This window comes from Streptomyces sp. SudanB182_2057, assembly GCF_964272715.1.
GTDB lineage: Bacteria > Actinomycetota > Actinomycetes > Streptomycetales > Streptomycetaceae > Streptomyces > Streptomyces rubradiris.
Genome location: NZ_OZ186798.1, coordinates 7,979,531 through 7,998,133, shown reverse-complemented (window position 1 = coordinate 7,998,133; position 18,603 = coordinate 7,979,531). Strand labels below are relative to the sequence as shown.

Sequence of the window (18,603 nt, the reverse complement as noted above, 5' to 3'; positions counted from 1 at the left end):
AATGCCACTGAGTGGCACTGTCGCCCAAGTGGCTGTTCGGCGCCACTTCTTGCCGTCTCCTGGAGGAGTCCTCCGTCGTGACTACCGTTTCCGCGGGCCGACCACGTCCGGCGATCACGCTGGCCGTGGTCCTGCTCGCCTTCGCCACCGTGCCGATGTCCATCTCCGGTGCGGCCGTCGCACTGCCCGGCATCGGCGAGGACCTGCACACCGCGGGCGCGCCCCTGCAGTGGGTCATGAACGCCTACAACCTGACGTTCGCCTCGTTCATGCTGGTCGCCGGGTCCGCGGCCGACCTGGTCGGGCGCCGGCGGATCTTCGCGACCGGATCGGCGGTCTTCGCCGCCGGTTCGCTGGCCGCGGCGCTCGCACCCGGCGTCGTCATGCTGGACCTCGCCCGCGCCCTGTCGGGCATCGGCGCGGCGGGGGTGTTCGCCAGCGGTGGCGCGATCCTGGCGACGACCTTCGACGGTGCCGCCCGCACCCGTGCCTTCGCGGCCCTCGGCAGTGCCGCCGGTGTCGGTCTGGCGGTGGGGCCGACCCTGTCGGGGTTGCTGGTCGGCACGCTCGGCTGGCGCGCCACGTTCGGGCTGCACGCGGCCTCGCTCGTCGTGGCGTTGAGCGGGGTCGGGTTCGTCGCCGAGTCCCGCGCCCCGCGGCGTCCCCGGCTGGACGCGACCGGCGCGCTGGTGTTCGTGGCAAGCCTGGGCCTGCTCGTCCTGGGCGCGGTCCAGGGCCCGCAATGGGGCTGGACGAGCCCCGGCGTGGCGGCGCTGCTCGCCGGCGGCGCGGGACTGCTGGTGCTGTTCGTCGTGCTGCAGTCGCGTTCCGCGGCTCCCGTCCTCGATCTGACGCTGGTGCGGAACCGCCGGTTCTTCGCGTTGTGCATGGTGCCCGTGGTGACGACGTTCGGCTTCGTGACGCTGCTGACCTACCTGCCCACCTATCTCGTGGGGGCGAGCGGCTTCTCCGCCCAACGCGCGGGAACGGTCCTGCTGTTGCTGACCGCGCCGGTGCTGCTGGCCCCGCCCTTGGCCGGGGTCCTGGTCAACCGGGGTGTGTCCCCCCGTACGCTGATCACGCTGTCCTTGCTGATGTTCGCCGGCGGAAACGCGTGGCTCACCGTGATCGGCCCCGGCGGTTCCGTCGCCGTGATCGCCGGTCCGCTGCTGATGACCGGGCTGGGCGCCGGGATGTCGTTCGGCGTGGGCGACGGTACGGCGATGAGCCTCGTCGAGCCCGAACAGGCCGGTATGGCCGCCGGGTTCCTCAACACCATGCGCATCGGCAGCGAGGCCATCGTCATCGCCGTGTACGGCGCGGTCCTGGTCAGTCTCGTCGAGACCCGTGTCGGATCACGGGAACTGGCCGCGAAGGTGGCCGCGGGCGACCTGTCCGGCGGCGGCTCGGCCGTGCGGGCCGACGCCTTCACCCACGCCCTCCACCTCGCCCTGTACGGAACGGCCGCGGTGTCCGCGATCGGCGCGGTGGCCATCTTCGCCGCCCTGGCCCCACCACGCCGGACCACCACCGCGGCACCCCTCACCCCCGAGCCCGCCCGACAGCCTACGAAGGCGGTCTGACCAGCCCCCGGAGAGAAGTCACCGAGAGCGGCCCGCACCGGCCCGAGACCCATCGGCCCGGTGCGGGCCGCTCCGCGTCATGCCCGGGGGAATCGGCGCGGGTGCGCGCTGGTGGCCATATGCGCTGTCAGCCTGGGCCCACTCGACTCACCCTGCCGATAAGCTGCCTGATCATGATGCGTGCCTGGGCGCTGCCCCTCCTGTTCATCGGCTGCGGCTCGCTCGTCGCGGCGGTGTGGGCCGTGGACGGGTCCGTCGCACCGGCCGTCGCGGTGTGGCCGGTGTTCGCGCTGCTCGCGGTGGTGCACTCCCCGCTGGTGTTCCCCCGGCCGGTCGGCGCGGTGGAGGCGCGGGAGCTCGGCGCGGTCGACGGCCGGCCGGTCGTGTACTGGCGTGCGGGGTGCAAGTACTGCCTGCGTCTGCGGTTCCGGCTGGGCCGGGACGCCCGTCGGCTGCGCTGGGTCGACATCTGGCGCGACCCGGCCGGCGCGGCGGCGGTGCGGGCGGTCAACGGGGGTGCCGAGACCGTGCCGACGGTGGTGGTGGCGGGCCGGCCGTACGTCAACCCCGACCCGCGATGGGTGCGCGCCCAGCTCTGATCGGCACGCGCGGGCGGACGGCCCGGCAGCGGTGCGCGTACGGCGAGTACGGCGTGCTGCCGCCGGTCTTCACAAGCTCCGGTCGACGGTTTCACAGGCTCGGGTCACCGGCCTTCACAGGCTCAGTGTGATCGCGGCGCCGATGCCTCCCAGCAGCAGGGCGACGCCCGCTGCGGGCCAGCCACCGGCGCGCCAGGGGAAGAAGCGGTCGAGGGCCAGTCGGCCCGGGCCGGTCGCGGCCACGGTCAGGGCGACGACGGCGATGGCCACGTTGTACTCGGCGCCGCCGTCCGACTCCCACAGGCCGTGCGCCCCGGTCACGGTCGCCATCGCGTTGATCATCACTCCGACCAGCGCGGCGGCCGCGAGCGGGGTGAACAGTCCGACCGCCAGGCCGAGGCCGCCGAGGAACTCGGAGAGGCCGGCGATCACCGCGAACAGCTTCCCCGGGCGATAGCCGAGGTCCGCGAATCCCTCGCCGGTGGCCGTCAGACCCGGGCCGCCGAACAGGCCGAACAGTTTCTGGGCGCCATGGCCCGCCATGATGAGCCCGAAGGTCAGTCTGAGGAGGAGAAGCCCCCAGTCACCGGCGGTCACACCGGGTGCGAGGGTCCGCCGTGCGGCCGGTCGTGTGGCAGCCGAGGACCGGCCCGTGTCGCGCTTGGTCATCCGAGTGCTCCGGTACGGACGCACGAACAGGAGTCGCTGCCAACCCTACGCGAGAAAGAGGGAACCGACCCTGGGCAGAATTGCCCCGGGGGAACAGGCCATTGTCATTATCGTGATCGCGTTTGTCCCATACAGAGCTTGGTCCGATCCCTCTCGATCAACACACCTGCCATTGCCGCAGGTTGTCCGATCATCCGCATGATGCCCGCCCGGGTACGCGCCTCACCTCTGTCAGTGATCTTCGCCGTCATCGGCCTGCGTTCCGGCGTAAAACGCGTACCTTTTGCCAGGTGATCGCAGTCCTTTTCCCCGGGCGAGGCGCCCATCAGTCCGGTTCGGGCGCGGAATTCTCCGGACAGTGTCCGGAGCCCGCCCACCGCGCCCGGCGGGAAGGGCACGGCTGCCACCGCCATCCCGCCCGGGCTCTCGACCGCGCACCGCGGCTCCGCGCCGAGCGAGCCCGCTGACCGGGTCCGCCCGGCCCGGTCCACCGACCGCATCCCCCTGACCCGACCCACCGCCCGGATCCGCCCGGCCCGATCCGTCGGCCCGAACCGCCCAGGGCGCTCCACCGCACCCGAATCCGCCCGGCCCGCTCCACCCCCGCCCGAAGACGCCGACCCCGCATCCGCCGGGCCCGCTCCACCGGCCCGGAACCGCTCGGCCCGCCCCGCAGACCCGAATCCCGCCCCTCTCCCCGTCTGGACGACGCCATGTCCCTGCCGCGTACCGGCCCGCCCTCGCCCGCCGCCGCCCCCGCCCTGCCCCGACCCCGGCGCCGCCGCCCCGGTGCCGTGCTCGTCGTCGAGTCCGTGGCCGTCTTCATGGTCATGCTCGACAACCTCGCGATGAACAACGCGCTGCCGGACATCGGCCGGGACCTGGCCGTGGGTGTCGGCGGCCTGGAGTGGGTCGTGGCCTCGTACACGCTGGTCCTGGCGGCCTTCCTGCTGCCGGGCAGCATCGTCGGAGAACGGCTGGGGCGGCGCCGGCTGTTCCTCGCCGGACTGGCCGCGTTCACCCTGGGGTCGGCGCTCGGGGCGACCGCGGACAGTTGGGCGACGCTCGTCACCGGCCGGATCGTCCAGGGCGCGGGAGGCGCGGCCCTGCTGCCGTCCAGCGCGGCCCTGCTGCGGCAGGTCTTCCCCGAGGATGCCACCCGGGCCAGGGCGCTGGGGCTGCGCGGCGCCGCGTCCGGCCTGGGGCTCGCCCTGGGTCCGGTGATCGGCGGTCCGCTCGTGGAGCGGTTCGGCTGGCAGAGCGTGCTGTTCATCAACGTGCCGATCGGCGTGTGCCTGCTGCTGTTCGGCGCGTTCTTCCTGCCGTACGCGGCGCCGTGCCGCAGCCGTCCCTGGGACCTGCCCGGACAGGCGCTGGCGGCCGTGGGCGTCGGCGGGCTGATCTTCGCGCTCATCCAGGGGCCGTCGGAGGGCTGGACCGACCCGGCCGTCCTGGCCGGGTTCACCGCGGCCGGGCTGGCGCTGCCCGCCCTGCTGGCCGTGGAGGCGCGCGCCACCGCGCCGATGATCGATCTGTCCTTCTTCCGCGACCGGCTCTGCGCGGTGGCCGCACTGGCCGGTTTCTCCACGAGCCTGGCCCTGTTCGGAGCGATCTTCTTCCTGTCGCTGTACCTCCAGTACATCCTCGGCTGGTCGCCGGCCGGAGCCGGCCTCGTCTTCCTGCTCGCGTCCGCGTTCATCGTGGTCACGGGCCCCGTCGCGGGCAGGCTGTCCGCGCGCGGGAGCGCCTTGCGGCCGCTGCTGATCGGCGTCACGCTGTGCCCGCTCGCGCTGGCGGGGCTCGCCGGGTACGGGGAGCACGCGCGCTACGCCGAGTACTGCTGGGTCCTGCCGGTCATCGGGGTGTGCGTGAGCCTGACGTTCGTACCGGTCAACGTCATCGTCGTGCAGCGGGTACGCGGCCCGCGGGCCGGCATGGCCACCGCGATCGCCGAGACGCTGCGCGAACTCGGCGGTGTCACCGGCGTGGCGGCGCTCGGGGCGGTGCTCAACTCCCGGATGCGGGACTCGTTCCTGCGCCAGGCGGAGGCCGTCCTCCCGGCGGACCAGGCGACCGCGCTGGCCGACCGTGCGCTGGCCCACGGGCCGGCGGCGGCGCTCGCCGGCCCGGGCGCCGGTGCGGTGCGCCGCTGGTTCCACGCCGCGTTCCTGGACGGTCTGCACGCGGCGCTGTACACGGGGGCCGTGGGCACGGCCGTGGTGGCGGTGTGCGTCTACCTGATGGTCCGCACGCCGGCGCCGGCGCCGGCGGACGAGCCGGGCGGGCTGGTACGACCGACGGCGTAGCCCACGCGGCCGACGGCCCAGCCCGCGCGGGCACGGCGCCGAACGCTCCCGCAGGATGGGAAGCGGGAGGAGGCGGACGTGGAGCGCGGCCCGGATGTGACCTTGTGCGACCTGTGGCCCCGGCTGCCCGGTGAGGCCCGCTCGGAGCTGATGCGGCGCGCCGCCGCCGAAGCTGACTGGTGGGTGCTCGACGCGCTGCCGAGCCACTGGGAGGCGCTGCGCCCGCTGGTCTTCGCCGCGGCGGACTACCGGCGGTTCGGCGAGCTGGCGGCGGGCGTGCTGCGGTGCGCGCTCCTCGCCTGCCGGCGCCGGGCCGGGACCGCCGGAGAGCTGTGCCGGGCGCTGGACGACCACCGTGTGCCGCGGCTCCTGGACCCGGCGCAGCCGCTGTCCGACCCCGCGCTGCTGCGCATGGCCCGCCCCGACGCGCTGGTGGCCGGGGGCAGGCCCTGGTTCGTGGAGCTGAACGTGGGTCCCAACATCTACGGCGTCCCGGGCCTGGAGCGGCGCGGTGCGGCGTTCGCCCGTGGCCGGCCGGACGGCGTATGGGCCGAGCCGCCGTCGACCCTGCGCGCCAGGGCGCTGGCCCTCGCCGGAGCGGTGCCGGAGCCGATGCCGGACGGCGGGCGCCGCCGGGTGCTGGTGCCGACCTGGCGGGCGGCCTCGGGCATCGCGGCGAAGCTGGACGGCCCCGGCGCGCTGCGCCGCTATCTGCGGCCGGCCGCGGCGGCCGCGGAGGCGGTAGGGCTGGAGGTGACGGTCGCGGATCTGTCCGAGGTCCGCGGTGGCGCCGCCGGGCTGTGGGTGGGCGGGGACCGCGTCGACGTGGTCTTCAATCAGTTCGTCGGTTCCGTGGTGGCGGACACGGCGGCCCTCGGCGTGCTGCGCGAGGCGGTACGGGCCCGGAGCGTGCGGTTGTTCGTGCCGGAAGCGGCGTGCCTGCTCAGCGACAAGCAGGTGCTGGCCTGGATGCACGAGGATCTGGACCTGTACGCGCCCGAGGACCGGGCGCTGGTCCTGGGGCATGTGCCGTGGACGGCGTGGCTGGGCCCCGGGCAGTCCGCCGAACGGCGCCGGCACGTCCTGGCGCGCGCCGAACGGGAGCGGGCCGGTCTCGTCGTCAAACCGTCGCGCGGCCACGGCGGTACGGGTTTCGTCGCCGGCCTCGAGGTCGCCGCCGGTGACTGGGCCGACCTGCTCGCACGGCGGTCCCGCGAGGAGACGCTGGTCCTCCAGCGCCGGATCGTGCCAGACACCACGTGGATGCGCTTCCGGAGTGCCGACGGCGCGCGGGAGACGGCCCGGGTGCCGTTCGTCGTCTCCCCGTTCCTGGTGAACGGCCGCACGGCGGGCGCCTACGTCCGTCACGGGAGCCCCGGGACGGCCCCCGGTGCGCCGGTGAACACCGCGGCGGGGGCCGTCTCCAACACGGTGCTGCTGCTCCCGAACCCGTGACGAGGCGGTCTCCCGGCGAGGGGGATCTTGCCGACCGGTCCCCTCGCCGGGCATAGTGAGTTTGAAATTCCAACTCACTGGGAGGGTGCCGGGATGCGCGAGTCACATGCCACGGAGGGAGCCGGGCGGCCGAAGCTGCCCGCGAAGCTCGCCGGCCATCCGTCCGTACGGGCCGTCCTCGCGCGCCGGGACTCCGGGGCCGCGGACGGTCCCCCGCCGGTGATCGACGCGGAGTGGCTGCGGGAGCTGTGTCTGGCCGCCGGTGCCGACGACGCCGCGGCGGTGAGCCTCGGCCACCCGGACCTCGCCGGGGAACGCGAGCACGCGCTGGCCGCCCTGCCGGGCACCCGCACCCTCGTCTCGCTCGTGGTGCGGATGAACCGCGACAACTACCGCTCGCCCGCCCGCAGCGTGGCGAACCAGGAGTTCCACCAGGCCGACGAACAGATCAACCACGCCGCCCGGGCGGTCACCCGGGCCCTGCAGGACGCCGGCCACCGCGCGCTGAACCCGTCGGCCGGCTTCCCGCAGGAGATGGAGCGGTTCCCGGGCCGTATCTGGGTGGTGGCGCACAAGACGGTCGCCGTGGCGGCGGGCCTCGGTGTGATGGGGCTGCACCGCAACGTCATCCACCCGAAGTTCGGCACCTTCGTCCTGCTGGCCACCGTGCTGGTGGACGCGGAGGTGAGCGCCTACGGGCAGCCGCTGGACCACAACCCGTGCATCGACTGCAAGTTGTGCGTCGCCGCCTGCCCCGTCGGCGCCCTCACGAAGGACGGCGACTTCGACTTCATGGCCTGCGTCACGCACAACTACCGGGAGTTCATGAGCGGGTTCACCGACTGGGCGCAGACGGTGGCGGACAGCGCGGACGCCGCCGACTTCCGCTCCCGCGTCACCGATCCCGAGAACGCGTCGATGTGGCAGAGCCTGGCGTTCAAGCCCAGCTACAAGTCCGGTTACTGCGTGGCCGTCTGCCCCGCCGGGGAGGACGTCCTCGGCCCCTACCTCGACGACCGCAAGGGGTTCATGGACACGGTGCTGCGCCCGCTCCAGGACAAGACCGAGACCCTGTACGTCCTGCCGGACTCCGACGCCCGGCGGTACGCGGAGCGCCGCTTCCCGCACAAGCCCGTCAAGGAGGTCACCGGCGGCTGGCGGCCCCGGCAGCGGGAGTCCTGAAAGCGCGACGAAGGGTCCGGGCCGGCGCCGGGGACGGCATTCCCGGGGTGGGAAGACCCCCGGCCGGGGTGGTGTCAGAGCCACCCCCGACAGGCGACCCAGCCGCATTCCGTGCCGCCGCGCGGCCTCGTAGCGTCCCCGGCATGACGCTCTCCACAAGATCCCTGCCCCTCGTGAAGGGGCGGCGCGGCCTCCTGGTGTACCTCGGGGTCGCCTACCTCGGCATGTGGGCGGCCATGTCACCGCTGCTGCTCGGCGGTTACCACCGCGGCGACGCACGCGAGGAGACCGGTGCGCTGCAAGAGGTGTGCATCGCGGCCGCGATGCTCGCACCCGCCCTCGCCGCGATCCTCGTCGTCCGCCGGGTCGAGCGCGGCGGCCGGGTCCGGGACACGCTCGCCCTGCGGTGGCCGAGGCCGTGGGGACGTACCGCGCGGGCGTGCCTGACGGCCTTCGCCGTGCCCTGCGGACTCACGGCGGCCGCCCTCGCCCTCGGCACCCTGGCCGGCCGCTACCCGTTCGGCGGCGTGCACTGGAGCGGCCTCGGCGGCTGGGCGGCCGGGGCCGTACTGGGCATGCTGGTGTCGCTCCCGCTGTTCTTCGGCGAGGAGTTGGGCTGGCAGGGATACCTGTTCCCGCGTCTCGCGGGGGACGGCGGCGGCCGGAGCCTGGTCCGGGCGTACGCGGTCACCGGCGCGGCCTTCGCCCTGTGGCATCTGCCCACGCTGCTGATGGGCGGCCAGTACCCGGGCCGGCCCTGGTATGTGTCGGTACCCGCGATGCTGGTGAGCTGCGTCCTCATCCTGCCGGTGTTCACCTGGCTCAGGCTGCGGTCGGGGTCGGTCGTGCCCGCCGTCATCGGTCACGCGTTCGTGAGTTCGATGAGTGTCGGCATGGTCAAGGAGTTCGCCGGTCCCACGGCGGCCCTCGATCCGCTGCACATGGGGATGACCGGCTGGCCCGGCTGGGTCGTCACCGGCGCGTTCGTCGCGTTCCTGGCGCTGACCGGCCGCCTCCGGCCCTCGTCCCACACTCACGCCCGTACCGGCGAACTCCCCGCGGGCCACGTGGATCTCCGCCCCGAGCGGGCCGCCCGCTCCCGCTGAGGCCGCGGCTCGTACCCTGTTCCCGTGTCGTCCTCCCGTACGCGTCGTGTCACCGTCCTGGTGCTGGAGGGTGCCAAGCCGCTCGACGTCGGCATTCCCGCCCAGGTGTTCACGACCCGGGCCAGCATGCCGTACGAGGTGCGGGTGTGCGGCGCCGCGCCCGGTCTGGTCACCGGCGGTGACGGCCTGTCGTACCACGTCGCCCACGGCCTCGACGCGCTGGAGTGGGCCGAGCTCGTCTTCATCCCCGGCTACCGGTTCCCGGACCGCGAGGACCCGCCGGCCGCCGTGGTCGAGGCGCTGCTCGCCGCCCACGCCCGGGGCGCGCGGCTCGCCGCCATCTCGACGGGTGCCTTCGCGCTCGCCGCCACGGGGCTGCTCGACGGCAGGCGTGCCACGACCCACTGGCACTACACCCGGGCGCTCAGGGCGAAGCATCCGCTGGTACGCGTCGACGAGAACGTCCTCTTCGTCGACGAGGGCAGCGTACTGACGTCGGCCGGCGCCGCCTCGGGCATCGACCTGTGCCTGCACATCCTGCGGGGGGACCTCGGGGTGGCCGCGTCGAACCACGCGGCCCGGCGCCTGGTCGCGGCCCCCTACCGCAGCGGCGGTCAGGCGCAGTACGTGCCGCGCAGCCTGCCCGAGCCGCTCGGCGAGCGGTTCGCCGCCACCCGGGAGTGGGCGCTGCACCGGCTCGGCGAACCCCTCACCCTCAAGGCGCTCGCCCGGCACGCGGCGGTCTCGCCGCGCACCCTCTCCCGGCGCTTCGTCGAGGACACGGGGTACACACCGATGCAGTGGGTCATGCGGGCCCGCGTGGACCTGGCCCGCGAACTGCTGGAGCGTACGGAACGCGGCGTCGAGCAGATCGCCGCCGATGTCGGCCTCGGCACCGGCACGAACCTGCGCACCCACTTCCAGCGCATCCTCGGCACCACCCCGACCGAGTACCGGCGCACCTTCGTCCGGCGGGACTAGGATCCGCCGCCGTCGGCGGGGGGATCGCGGGCCGGTCCGGGTACGGTGCGGAGCGTGAACAGTCAGCAGCTGGAGTACTTCCTCGCGGTCGCCGAGCACGGCAGCCTCGGTCACGCGGCGGCGGCCGCCGGGGTGAGCCAGCCGTCGCTGTCCCAGGCCCTGGGCACCCTGGAGAAGGAGATGGGCGCGGCGCTGGTGCGCCGGGTGCGGCGGGGGGCCGTCCTCACGCCGGCGGGACACGCGTTCGTGCCCCACGCGCGGCTGCTGCTGCGTGAGCTGCGCCGGACGGGTGAGGTGATCGGCGGTCTGGACGGCGGACCGGCCGGGGAGCTGGACCTGGTCACCACGCCGGTGCTGGCCGTCGATCCCTGCGCCCCGCTCCTCGGGCGGTTCCGCGGGCTGCACCCCGAGGTGCGCGTGCGCGTCCAGGTCACCGACCGCGACGCGGAGGTGCCCGGGATGCTGGCGGACGGCCGGGCCGAGGTGGGCCTGGCCTATCTGCCCCTCGACACGGACGGCATCGTGGTGCGCCCGCTGGCCGAGCACGAGATCATGGCCGTCTTCCCGCCCGACGAACCGCCCCCGCCCGACCCGTTGCCGGTCCGGTGGCTGGCCGGCCGGGAGACGGTGGGGGTCACCGGGCACAGCCGCCAGCGCGCGCTGGTCGGTGACCATCTGGCGGCCCACGGGGTGCGGCTGCGGGTCACGGTCGAGGTGGCGCACCGGGAGATGGTGGTCCCCCTGGTGCTGGCCGGGGCGGGCATGTCCTTCCTCGCCGGGAAGGCGGCACGGTGGGCCGCCGGGCAGGGCGCGCGGGTCCGCCGGCTCGATCCGCCGCTGCGCCAGCGGTACGGGCTGGCGTATGTGCCCGGCCGGCTGTCCCCGGCCGCCCGGGCGCTGGCCGGCCTGGCGGTGGCACCGGACGACGGAGGGCGCGTGGGTGGTGGGTCCTGTGCCGGGTGAACCGGGCCGGGGCGCGCCGTTCACCGGTCTGCGCCAGGCCGAGTACTTCCTGGCCGTGGTCGACAGCGGCGGTATCACCGCGGCGGCGCGGCGGCTGCACGTGGCGCAGCCGTCCCTGTCGCAGACCGTACGGGCGATCGAACGGCAGGCGGGCGCCGAGCTGTTCGAGCGGACGCCGCGCGGAGTCGTCCCCACCCCGGCGGGCCGGGCCCTGGTGGAACCGGCCCGGCGGCTGCTGGCGGCGCGCCGGGCGGCGGGCCGCGCGGTCTCGGACGTGGCGTCGCTGCGCGCCGGCCGGCTGGAGCTGGTGGCGCACGCCTCGGTGACGGCCGACCCGCTGGCGCCGGCGGTGGGCCGGTTCCGCCGCGCCCACCCGGGGGTCGGCGTACTGGTGGAGGACGCGCCCGACGACGACGAGCTGGTGTACGCGCTCGCCGACGGGCGCCATGAACTGGCCGTGGTCTCACTGCCGTTGCCGCCGTCCCCGGACCTGGTGACGGAGGAGCTGGGGCACCACGACATCTGGCTGGCCATGGCGCCGGGCACCGCCGTCGCACCGGGACCGGTGTCGCCGGCCGAGGTGAGCGCCATGCCGCTGGTGGCGGTCCTGCACGGCGGCTCCGCCCGGCACGCGATCCGCCGGGCCCTCGCCGGTACCGGGCACGAGGAGGACGCGGGGGGCGAGCACGGCGCGGGACGCGGGCAAGGTGGCCTGGAGTCGGCTCAGGAGGTGCGCTCCTGGGCCGGTGTCGTCACTCCGCGTCTGGGTTCCGTCATCCCGCTGGTGCTGACCGGCGCGGGCGCGGCTCTGGTGGACCGCTGGTACGCCGAGCGCATCGCGGAACAGGGCGGGGTCGTACGGCCCCTCGCCCCGCCCGTGCGTGCCCCGTTCGGGGTGGCGCGCCGCAGGGAGCCCCTGTCCCCGGCCTGCCGGGTGTTCCTGGACATTCTCCGGGAGACATGCGCGGCACGCTCCCCCGGCGGTCCGGGTCCGGGGCCGGGGCCGGGGCCGGGAGCGTGAATACGCCTCCCAGTGCGCCTCCGGTGTGCGGCTCCGGTGTGCTTCCCCGTCACCGCCCCGCGTCGGCCTCGCCGGTCACCGCGGCCACCTGCTCGGGGGTGTAGCCGATCTCGGCCAGGACGGACGCCGTGTCCTCGCCGAGTTCCGGGCAGGGCCGCCGTACCCCGGAGGGCGAGCCGGAGTAGCGGACGGGATCGCCGATCACCCGGTAGGCACCGACGTGCGGGTGCTGCTGCACCTCGAGCATGTGCCCGTCGACCCAGTAGGGGTGCTCGCCGGCGTGGTCGAGGTTCATGACCGGGGCGAACGGGATGGAGTGCCGGGAGCAGAACGCGTCCCACTCCGCGGTGGTGTGCCCGTCGGTGTACCGGGCGAGCAGCTCGTACAGCTGGCCGATCTTCGACTGGAAGTTCTCGGGGGTGAAGCCCTCCAGCGCCTCGGGGTGCCCGACGAACGTGAAGAATGCCTCGGCGTCACGGTAGTTGTACGGCAGGACGCACGCGTATCCGTCCTTGGTGGGGAACGCCGCGTGCCCCGGCTCCAGGGAGCGCGGGAAGCCCACGGGTCCGGCCGGGGGCTCGTACGCCTGGCCGCCGATGTGCTCGACCAGGGTGAAGGCGAACATCGTGTCCGCCATCGGCACCTCGACGTGCTGGCCCTTGCCGGTGCGTTCCCGGCCCAGCAGGGCGGCGAGGACGGAGTAGGCGATGGTCATGCCGCAGACCTTGTCGGCCATGGCCGTGGGTACGTAGTAGGGCTGGCCGGTGACCCGCCGCATCAGGTCGACCATGCCGGAGGCGGCCTGGATGACCTCGTCGTAGGCGGCGTAGTCGGCGGCCGGCGAGTCGGAGCGGAAGCCCTGGGCGTTGCAGTAGACCAGGCGCGGGTTGCTCTCGGCCAGGTCCTCGTAGGTGAGGCCCAGCTTGCGCAGGGCCCTTGGGCGCATGTTGGTGATCAGCGCGTCGGCCGTGCCGATGAGCGCGAGCGCGGCCTGCTTGCCCTCGGGCGTCTTCAGGTCCAGTCGGACGCTGCGCTTGTTGCGGTTGATGTTGAGCGCCAGCGCCCCGATGGTGTCGGCGTCCCGCCGGTGCACATGGCGCATCACGTCACCGGTGGGCGACTCGATCTTGATGACGTCGGCGCCGAGGTCGCCGAGGATCTGGCAGGCGTAGGGCCCCATGATGACGCTGGCCAGGTCGATGACGCGCAGGCCGTCGAGGGGGCGGGTGCCGGATGCCGGGGTGGAGTGGTCCATGAACGTCTCATCCCCTTGTGGAGTGACCCGTCCCGGTGCGGGACGGGGAGGTGTGCGGAGCGGGAGGGCTGCGGTGAGGGAGGACCGGCGGCGCGCGGCCGGCCGGCGGCGCGCGCGTGGGTTCGGGGGTTGGGGCAGTTCGGGGCACGGAGCCACGGGCTCCGCGCTCTGGGACGCGAGGCTCGTGGTTCGATGCCAGGGCTCGTGGCTGGGGGCCGGGTTCGCGGCTCGGGGCCGGGGCCCAGTGCTCGGGGCTCGGGCTCAGGGCTCAGGGCTCAGGGCTCAGACGAAGGCGCTGATGCCGGTGGCCGCCCGGCCGACGATGAGGGAGTTCATGTCGCGGGTGCCCTCGTACGAGTAGAGCGCCTCGGCGTCGGCGAAGAAGCGGGCCGCCTTGTACTCCAGCAGGATGCCGTTGCCGCCGAACACCTCGCGGGCCCAGGCGACGGTCTCGCGCATCCGGGTGGTGCAGAACATCTTGGCCATGGCCGCCTGGGCCTCGCTCAGCGCGCCCTCGGCGTGCAGCTGGGCCATCCGCACCGCCATCGCCTGGGAGGCGGTGATGTTGCCGAGCATGCGGGACAGCAGGTCCTGGACGAGCTGGAAGCTCCCGATCGGCTTGCCGAACTGCTCGCGCTCCACCGCGTAGGCGCGGGCCGCCTCGTAGGCGCCGATCGAGCAGCCGATGGCCTGCCAGGCGACACCGCCGCGGGTGACCTTGAGGACGCGCGCGGTGTCGCGGAAGGAGTCGGCCCGCTGGAGGCGGTTCTCCTCCGGGACCCGGACGTCGTCCAGGACGATGTGGGCGTTCTGCACACCGCGCAGGGCGATCTTGCCCTCCAGCTTGCGGGCGGCGAAGCCGGGGGTTCCCTTCTCCACCACGAAGCCCTTGACCTGCCCGTCCGCCTCGTCGCGGGCCCAGATCACCACCAGGTCGGCGAACGTGCCGTTGCCGATCCAGCGCTTCTCGCCGTTGAGCACCCACTCGTCGCCGTCGCGGCGGGCCGTGGTCAGCAGTCCGCGGGCCGTGCCCGAACCCACCAGCGGCTCGGTCAGACCGAACGCGCCGATCTTGCGCCACTCGACCATCTGCGGCAGCCAGCGCTGCCGCTGCTCCTCGGAGCCGCACTCCCGGATGGAGCCCATGCCCAGCCCGCTGTGCACGCCGTAGAAGGTGGCGAACGAAGGGTCGACGCGGGCCATCTCCATGCTGATGAGTCCGCTCAGCAGCGGGCTGCGCGCGGTGATCCCGGGGGCGTCGCCGGGGATGCCGGTGATGCCCAGGTCGCGGACCGCGTCCACCAGGTGCAGGGGGGACTCGGAACGGGCCCACAGCTCACCGGCGGTCGGTTCCACCTTGTCGGCGAGGAAGGAGCGGATGCGCTCCAGCGTCTGCCGCTCCTCGGGTTCGAGCAGGTCCTTGATCCGGAAGAAGTCGCCTTCGACGGCGAACGGATCCATCTTCTTGTGCTGCGTGGCCATGATCGCCCTTCCGTGTCGGAGAAACATGCGGGGCACCGGTCCCGGGTTCCCCGGACAGCCGCCGAGTGAGTCCTCACTCGGGCTTCGGCCCACCGCTGGTTGCTGCTCTTCCAGTGCACGCCCTGGGCACCCCATAGGTCAAAGACGAAAAAACGACCAGTCCCCAAGGGGATACCAATGGCGTGCCCGCGCCGAGCATCCTGTGACATATGCCCGCAGAATGGGATGAAATGTCCGGCGAACCAGCGGAGGCGGCTCGGTGATGCGTGACAGCGCCGAGGACGGTGAGGGGCCGATCGAGGAGCAGCCCGGGCTGTACGACGAGGACGACCCGGCCGGCCCTGAGGACGAGGTCTACGAGGAGACGGCCGACGCGGACGACGAGGTCTACGACGACCTGGCCGGCCCGGACGAGGAGCCCGTCGTCCGCAGGAGGGCGGCCGACGCGGAGCCGGATGTCTTCCTCGATGTCCCGGTGCTCAAGGTGGACCAGATCGACTTGGACGTGGAGGACCTACGGGCGCACGTCTCGCTCCAGGCCGAGGTGCTGGACCTGCTGAGGCTGAACGTGGGCGCCGATGTCGCCCTGGGCCGGGTGCATCTGGGCATCTCGGGGGTGGAGGCGCAGGCCCGGCTGGAGGTGCGGCTCGACAACGTCGCGACGATCATCAACCGCGTGCTCACCACGCTCGACCGCAATCCGCAGATCCTCGAGGAACTGACCCGCGGGGTGGGGTCCGCCGTGCGGGACGTCGGGAGCGGGGCGCGGCAGGCCGTCGGCGAGCTGGGTACGGGCGCGAGCAGGGCGGTCGGCGACCTCGGCAGCGGAGCCGGGGCGGCGGTGCGCGACGTGGGCCGGGGCGCCGGCCGAGGGGTCGAGAGCGTGGCCCGCGGGGCCGGACAGGCGGTGGAGGGGGTGGGCCGTGGCGCCGGCTCGGCGGTGGAAGGGGTGGGCCGTGGCGCGGGCTCGGCCGTGGAAGGGGTGGGCTCTGGTGCCGGCTCCGCGGTGGAGGGCGTCGGGCGGGGTGCCGCGGGCGCTGTCGGGGGCGTGGGCCGTGCGGCCGGGGGCACTGTGACGGGCGCCGCGAGCGGAGTGACCGGGGCGGTCGAGGACGTACCCGGCGTCGTCGGGGAAGCAGCGGATGCCGTAGCGGACGTAGAGGACGCACCGGAGGCCGTTGAGGGCGTTTGGGACGCCGCCGAAGACGTACCCGACGTCGTCGAGGACGCACCCGGCGTCGTCGCGGACGCGCCGGAGGCCGCGCGCGGTGCCGTTCGCCGGACCGCGACGCCGCCCGGAAGGACTCGGACGCGCGGGCCCGACGACGCGTCCCGGGATCCGGCCGACCCTGGTCGCGGTGGCACCCGGGCGCGCCGAGTACGCGGCGAGGACGGGAAAGTGCCGCCCCGTCCCGTGCGTCGCCGTGCCCCCAGGGAGCGGGACGAGCCACCCTGAACGGCCGGCTCCCCGGCAACGGGAGTCGCGCCCCCGCCCTGGGACATCGCGTTCCGGGCGACCGTCCGCGCCGACCGCCTCCGCTTCCTGGAGGAGCCGCGAACGGCGGTCGGTTTCCCCGGCACCGGGAAGCGGATGTCGACGTCCCACAGCGAGCGCACGAACCTTCCCGACGAAGTCGTCGCCGGGAAGGAGTACCGGGACACCCTGATCGTCTACCGCCTCGCGACCCGGCTCACGGGGCAGCGGCCGGAGGACGGCGACGTCACATCTTGACAGGGCGCAACTCGATGTCCCGGTCGGCGAAAAGGTGAGCGAACCGTCCACTGCCCCGCGCGCCGAAAGGCGGCCCCGCCTCACGCGGTCGACCGTGGATTCCCGGAACGCGCCGCCGCCCTCGCACCACCACGGTCGGTCCCCCGCCGACGCTCGCGGCGACGCCGCCAACACGCCCATGTCCTCGCCCCGTACGGCACCGTGCTTCCCAACTGCCCACCGCACGCCCGGGGGATGCGACGACGGGCGGGCACGGCCGGGCGGCGGTCTGGCGCGATCCTTGCGAACCATGGCGCCCGCGCCGTCGGCATGGGCGGACGCGGCGATCCACGATGGTGGCGAACGGAAAGGAGAGCACTCATGACCCGCATAGCCATCAACGGATTCGGCCGCATCGGACGCAACGTGCTGCGCGCGCTGCTCGAACGCGACAGCGCTCTGGAGGTCGTCGCCGTCAACGACCTCACGGAGCCCGCCGTCCTGGCGCGGTTGCTCGCCTACGACACGACGGCCGGCCGGCTCGGCCGGCCGGTGAGCGCCGACGGGGACACGCTCGTCGTCGACGGCCGGCGCATCAAGGTGCTGGCCGAGCGGGAGCCGGCGCGCCTGCCGTGGGCCGAACTCGAGGTGGACATCGTCCTGGAGTCGACCGGCCGTTTCACCTCGGCCAAGGCGGCCCGCGCGCACCTGGACGCGGGCGCGAGGAAGGTGCTCGTCAGCGCTCCGTCGGACGGTGCCGACGTCACGCTGGCGTACGGGGTCAACACCGGGGCGTACGACGCGGCCCTGCACACGATCGTCTCGAACGCCTCCTGCACGACGAACGCGCTCGCTCCGCTGGCCTCGGTGCTGGACGAACTGGCGGGCATCGAGCACGGTTTCATGACGACGGTGCACGCCTACACACAGGAGCAGAACCTCCAGGACGGGCCGCACCGCGACGCCCGCCGCGCACGTGCCGCCGCCGTGAACATCGTGCCGACCACCACGGGTGCCGCCAAGGCGATCGGGCTGGTGCTGCCGAATCTGGACGGCAAGCTGTCGGGTGACTCGATCCGGGTGCCGGTTCCGGTGGGTTCGATCGTGGAGCTCAACACCACCGTCAGCCGGGAGGTGTCGCGGGACGAGGTGCTGGCGGCCTACCGCGTCGCCGCCGAGGGTCCGCTCGCCGGTGTCCTCGAATACTCGGAGGACCCGCTCGTGTCGTCCGACATCACGGGCAACCCGGCCTCGTCCATCTTCGACTCGGCCCTCACCCGCGTGGACGGCCGCCACGTCAAGGTGGTCGCCTGGTACGACAACGAGTGGGGCTTCTCGAACCGCGTGCTCGACACCCTCGACCTGCTCGCCGCGCGCTGACCCCGCCGCGAGGACGGTACGGTCGCGGCGCCCCGGTCTCCGCGTGCGGGGCCGGGGCGCCGCCGTGCCCGGTCAGCCGGGCAGGTCGCCGGTGTAACGGTAGATGTTCCCGGCCGAGTTCACGCCCCACACGGTGCCGTCCGCACCCGCCCCGATGTCGGTCAGCCCACCGGGAATCTGCACCCACGGGCTCGCGTCGTTGTTGGTGTAGTGGTAGATGTTCCCGGCCGAGTTCACGCCCCACACCGTGGTGCGGGAGCCGGCGGCGATCGCCCTCAGTCCGCCGCTGATCTGCTTCCAGTGGCCGGACTCCTGGTCGCCGGTGTAACGGTAGATGTTCCCGGCCGAGTTGACGCCCCACACGGTGCCGTCCGCACCCGCACCGATGTCCGACAGCCCACCGGGAATCTGCACCCACGGACTCGCGTCGTTGTTCGTGTAGCGGTAGATGTTCCCCGCCGAGTTCACACCCCACACGTTCGTACGCGAACCCACCGCGATCCGCGTCAACCCGCCACTGATCTGCTTCCAGTGACCCGACTCCTGGTCACCGGTGTAACGGTAGATGTTCCCCGCCGAGTTCACGCCCCACACGGTGCCGTCCGCACCCGCACCGATGTCCGACAGCCCACCGGGAATCTGCACCCACGGACTCGCGTCGTTGTTCGTGTAGCGGTAGATGTTCCCCGCCGAGTTCACACCCCACACGTTCGTACGCGAACCCACCGCGATCCGCGTCAACCCACCGCTGATCTGCTTCCAGTCGGCCATGCCGCCGACTCCCTTCGCTCGGGAAGCGCTGCCGTCGCATGCTTTCCGAGCGGAACGGTTCACCATGTAAAGCGAATTAAAGAATGAGCTTCTTTATTGTCTTGAAGGGTACGTTTCGCGCCGCGCCGCCGCCCCCCGA

General features: G+C 73.5%; 16 protein-coding genes. 12 read left to right on the top strand and 4 right to left on the bottom strand.

Features of this window, described 5'->3' with window-relative positions:
* Nucleotides 1-77 precede the first annotated feature (77 nt).
* Together ACSURM_RS35555 and ACSURM_RS35550 are read left to right on the top strand one after the other, a co-directional pair.
* Complete coding sequence (locus ACSURM_RS35555; protein ID WP_436960076.1) at nucleotides 78-1,583, top strand: MFS transporter; 1,506 nt, start codon at nucleotides 78-80, stop codon at nucleotides 1,581-1,583.
* Nucleotides 1,584-1,756: 173 nt separating this feature from the next.
* A complete protein-coding gene (locus ACSURM_RS35550; protein WP_436960075.1) occupies nucleotides 1,757-2,182 on the top strand; it encodes a glutaredoxin domain-containing protein in 426 nt (141 codons plus the stop codon).
* A 114-nt stretch (nucleotides 2,183-2,296) separates the two neighbouring features.
* Here the strand turns inward: ACSURM_RS35550 and ACSURM_RS35545 are convergent, their stop codons facing one another.
* Nucleotides 2,297-2,851: a DoxX family protein gene (locus tag ACSURM_RS35545; RefSeq protein ID WP_436960074.1), complete on the bottom strand. Its 555-nt coding sequence runs from the start codon at nucleotides 2,849-2,851 to the stop codon at nucleotides 2,297-2,299.
* A gap of 713 nt (nucleotides 2,852-3,564) precedes the next feature.
* Between ACSURM_RS35545 and ACSURM_RS35540 the strand changes: the two genes are divergently transcribed.
* The 7 genes from ACSURM_RS35540 (at nucleotide 3,565) to ACSURM_RS35510 (ending at nucleotide 11,865) form a co-directional block, all read left to right on the top strand.
* Entirely contained in the window at nucleotides 3,565-5,157 is a 1,593-nt protein-coding gene (locus tag ACSURM_RS35540; protein ID WP_436960073.1) for an MFS transporter, read from the top strand.
* A 78-nt stretch (nucleotides 5,158-5,235) separates the two neighbouring features.
* Complete coding sequence (locus ACSURM_RS35535) at nucleotides 5,236-6,612, top strand: hypothetical protein (protein WP_436960072.1); 1,377 nt, start codon at nucleotides 5,236-5,238, stop codon at nucleotides 6,610-6,612.
* Between the two features lie 93 nt (nucleotides 6,613-6,705).
* Nucleotides 6,706-7,794, top strand: coding sequence for a 4Fe-4S binding protein (locus ACSURM_RS35530; protein WP_436960071.1), 1,089 nt, complete (start codon nucleotides 6,706-6,708; stop codon nucleotides 7,792-7,794).
* 143 nt (nucleotides 7,795-7,937) lie between these two features.
* Nucleotides 7,938-8,900, top strand: a complete 963-nt coding sequence (locus tag ACSURM_RS35525; protein ID WP_436960070.1) for a CPBP family intramembrane glutamic endopeptidase — start codon at nucleotides 7,938-7,940, stop codon at nucleotides 8,898-8,900.
* Between the two features lie 24 nt (nucleotides 8,901-8,924).
* Nucleotides 8,925-9,881, top strand: coding sequence for a GlxA family transcriptional regulator (locus tag ACSURM_RS35520; RefSeq protein ID WP_436960069.1), 957 nt, complete (start codon nucleotides 8,925-8,927; stop codon nucleotides 9,879-9,881).
* A 54-nt stretch (nucleotides 9,882-9,935) separates the two neighbouring features.
* Nucleotides 9,936-10,844 (top strand): LysR family transcriptional regulator, encoded by a 909-nt coding sequence (locus ACSURM_RS35515; RefSeq protein WP_436960068.1) that lies wholly within the window; start codon nucleotides 9,936-9,938, stop codon nucleotides 10,842-10,844.
* On the top strand, nucleotides 10,834-11,865 hold the full coding sequence (locus ACSURM_RS35510; protein ID WP_436960067.1) for a LysR family transcriptional regulator: 1,032 nt from the start codon (nucleotides 10,834-10,836) through the stop codon (nucleotides 11,863-11,865). The genes ACSURM_RS35515 and ACSURM_RS35510 overlap by 11 nt, the downstream gene beginning before the upstream one ends.
* A 49-nt stretch (nucleotides 11,866-11,914) precedes the next feature.
* On the opposite strand, the gene ACSURM_RS35505 is transcribed toward ACSURM_RS35510, so the two are convergent.
* Both ACSURM_RS35505 and ACSURM_RS35500 read right to left on the bottom strand, forming a co-directional pair.
* Complete coding sequence (locus tag ACSURM_RS35505; RefSeq protein ID WP_436960066.1) at nucleotides 11,915-13,120, bottom strand: CaiB/BaiF CoA transferase family protein; 1,206 nt, start codon at nucleotides 13,118-13,120, stop codon at nucleotides 11,915-11,917.
* 282 nt (nucleotides 13,121-13,402) lie between these two features.
* Nucleotides 13,403-14,602: an acyl-CoA dehydrogenase family protein gene (locus ACSURM_RS35500; protein ID WP_436960065.1), complete on the bottom strand. Its 1,200-nt coding sequence runs from the start codon at nucleotides 14,600-14,602 to the stop codon at nucleotides 13,403-13,405.
* Nucleotides 14,603-14,864: 262 nt separating this feature from the next.
* On the opposite strand from ACSURM_RS35500, the gene ACSURM_RS35495 reads away from it, so the two are divergent.
* The 3 genes from ACSURM_RS35495 to gap all read left to right on the top strand — a co-directional run bounded on the left by ACSURM_RS35495 (nucleotide 14,865) and on the right by gap (nucleotide 17,693).
* Entirely contained in the window at nucleotides 14,865-16,058 is a 1,194-nt protein-coding gene (locus ACSURM_RS35495; protein ID WP_436960064.1) for a hypothetical protein, read from the top strand.
* Nucleotides 16,059-16,193: 135 nt separating this feature from the next.
* A complete protein-coding gene (locus tag ACSURM_RS35490; protein WP_436960063.1) occupies nucleotides 16,194-16,334 on the top strand; it encodes a hypothetical protein in 141 nt (46 codons plus the stop codon).
* A 360-nt stretch (nucleotides 16,335-16,694) separates the two neighbouring features.
* Nucleotides 16,695-17,693, top strand: a complete 999-nt coding sequence (gene gap, locus ACSURM_RS35485) for a type I glyceraldehyde-3-phosphate dehydrogenase (protein WP_436960062.1) — start codon at nucleotides 16,695-16,697, stop codon at nucleotides 17,691-17,693.
* A gap of 72 nt (nucleotides 17,694-17,765) precedes the next feature.
* On the opposite strand, the gene ACSURM_RS35480 is transcribed toward gap, so the two are convergent.
* Nucleotides 17,766-18,464, bottom strand: coding sequence for a tectonin domain-containing protein (locus tag ACSURM_RS35480; RefSeq protein WP_436960061.1), 699 nt, complete (start codon nucleotides 18,462-18,464; stop codon nucleotides 17,766-17,768).
* Nucleotides 18,465-18,603: the final 139 nt, after the last annotated feature.

What these genes read in the sequence shown, in the direction of transcription:
- ACSURM_RS35500 (WP_436960065.1), bottom strand. Translation starts at nt 14,602, where the DNA reads ATGGCCACGCAGCACAAGAAGATGGATCCGTTCGCCGTCGAAGGCGAC.
- ACSURM_RS35540 (WP_436960073.1), top strand. Translation starts at nt 3,565, where the DNA reads ATGTCCCTGCCGCGTACCGGCCCGCCCTCGCCCGCCGCCGCCCCCGCC.
- gap (WP_436960062.1), top strand. Translation starts at nt 16,695, where the DNA reads ATGACCCGCATAGCCATCAACGGATTCGGCCGCATCGGACGCAACGTG.
- ACSURM_RS35545 (WP_436960074.1), bottom strand. Translation starts at nt 2,851, where the DNA reads ATGACCAAGCGCGACACGGGCCGGTCCTCGGCTGCCACACGACCGGCC.
- ACSURM_RS35480 (WP_436960061.1), bottom strand. Translation starts at nt 18,464, where the DNA reads ATGGCCGACTGGAAGCAGATCAGCGGTGGGTTGACGCGGATCGCGGTG.
- ACSURM_RS35530 (WP_436960071.1), top strand. Translation starts at nt 6,706, where the DNA reads ATGCGCGAGTCACATGCCACGGAGGGAGCCGGGCGGCCGAAGCTGCCC.
- ACSURM_RS35490 (WP_436960063.1), top strand. Translation starts at nt 16,194, where the DNA reads ATGTCGACGTCCCACAGCGAGCGCACGAACCTTCCCGACGAAGTCGTC.
- ACSURM_RS35550 (WP_436960075.1), top strand. Translation starts at nt 1,757, where the DNA reads ATGATGCGTGCCTGGGCGCTGCCCCTCCTGTTCATCGGCTGCGGCTCG.
- ACSURM_RS35495 (WP_436960064.1), top strand. Translation starts at nt 14,865, where the DNA reads ATGCGTGACAGCGCCGAGGACGGTGAGGGGCCGATCGAGGAGCAGCCC.
- ACSURM_RS35505 (WP_436960066.1), bottom strand. Translation starts at nt 13,120, where the DNA reads ATGGACCACTCCACCCCGGCATCCGGCACCCGCCCCCTCGACGGCCTG.
- ACSURM_RS35525 (WP_436960070.1), top strand. Translation starts at nt 7,938, where the DNA reads ATGACGCTCTCCACAAGATCCCTGCCCCTCGTGAAGGGGCGGCGCGGC.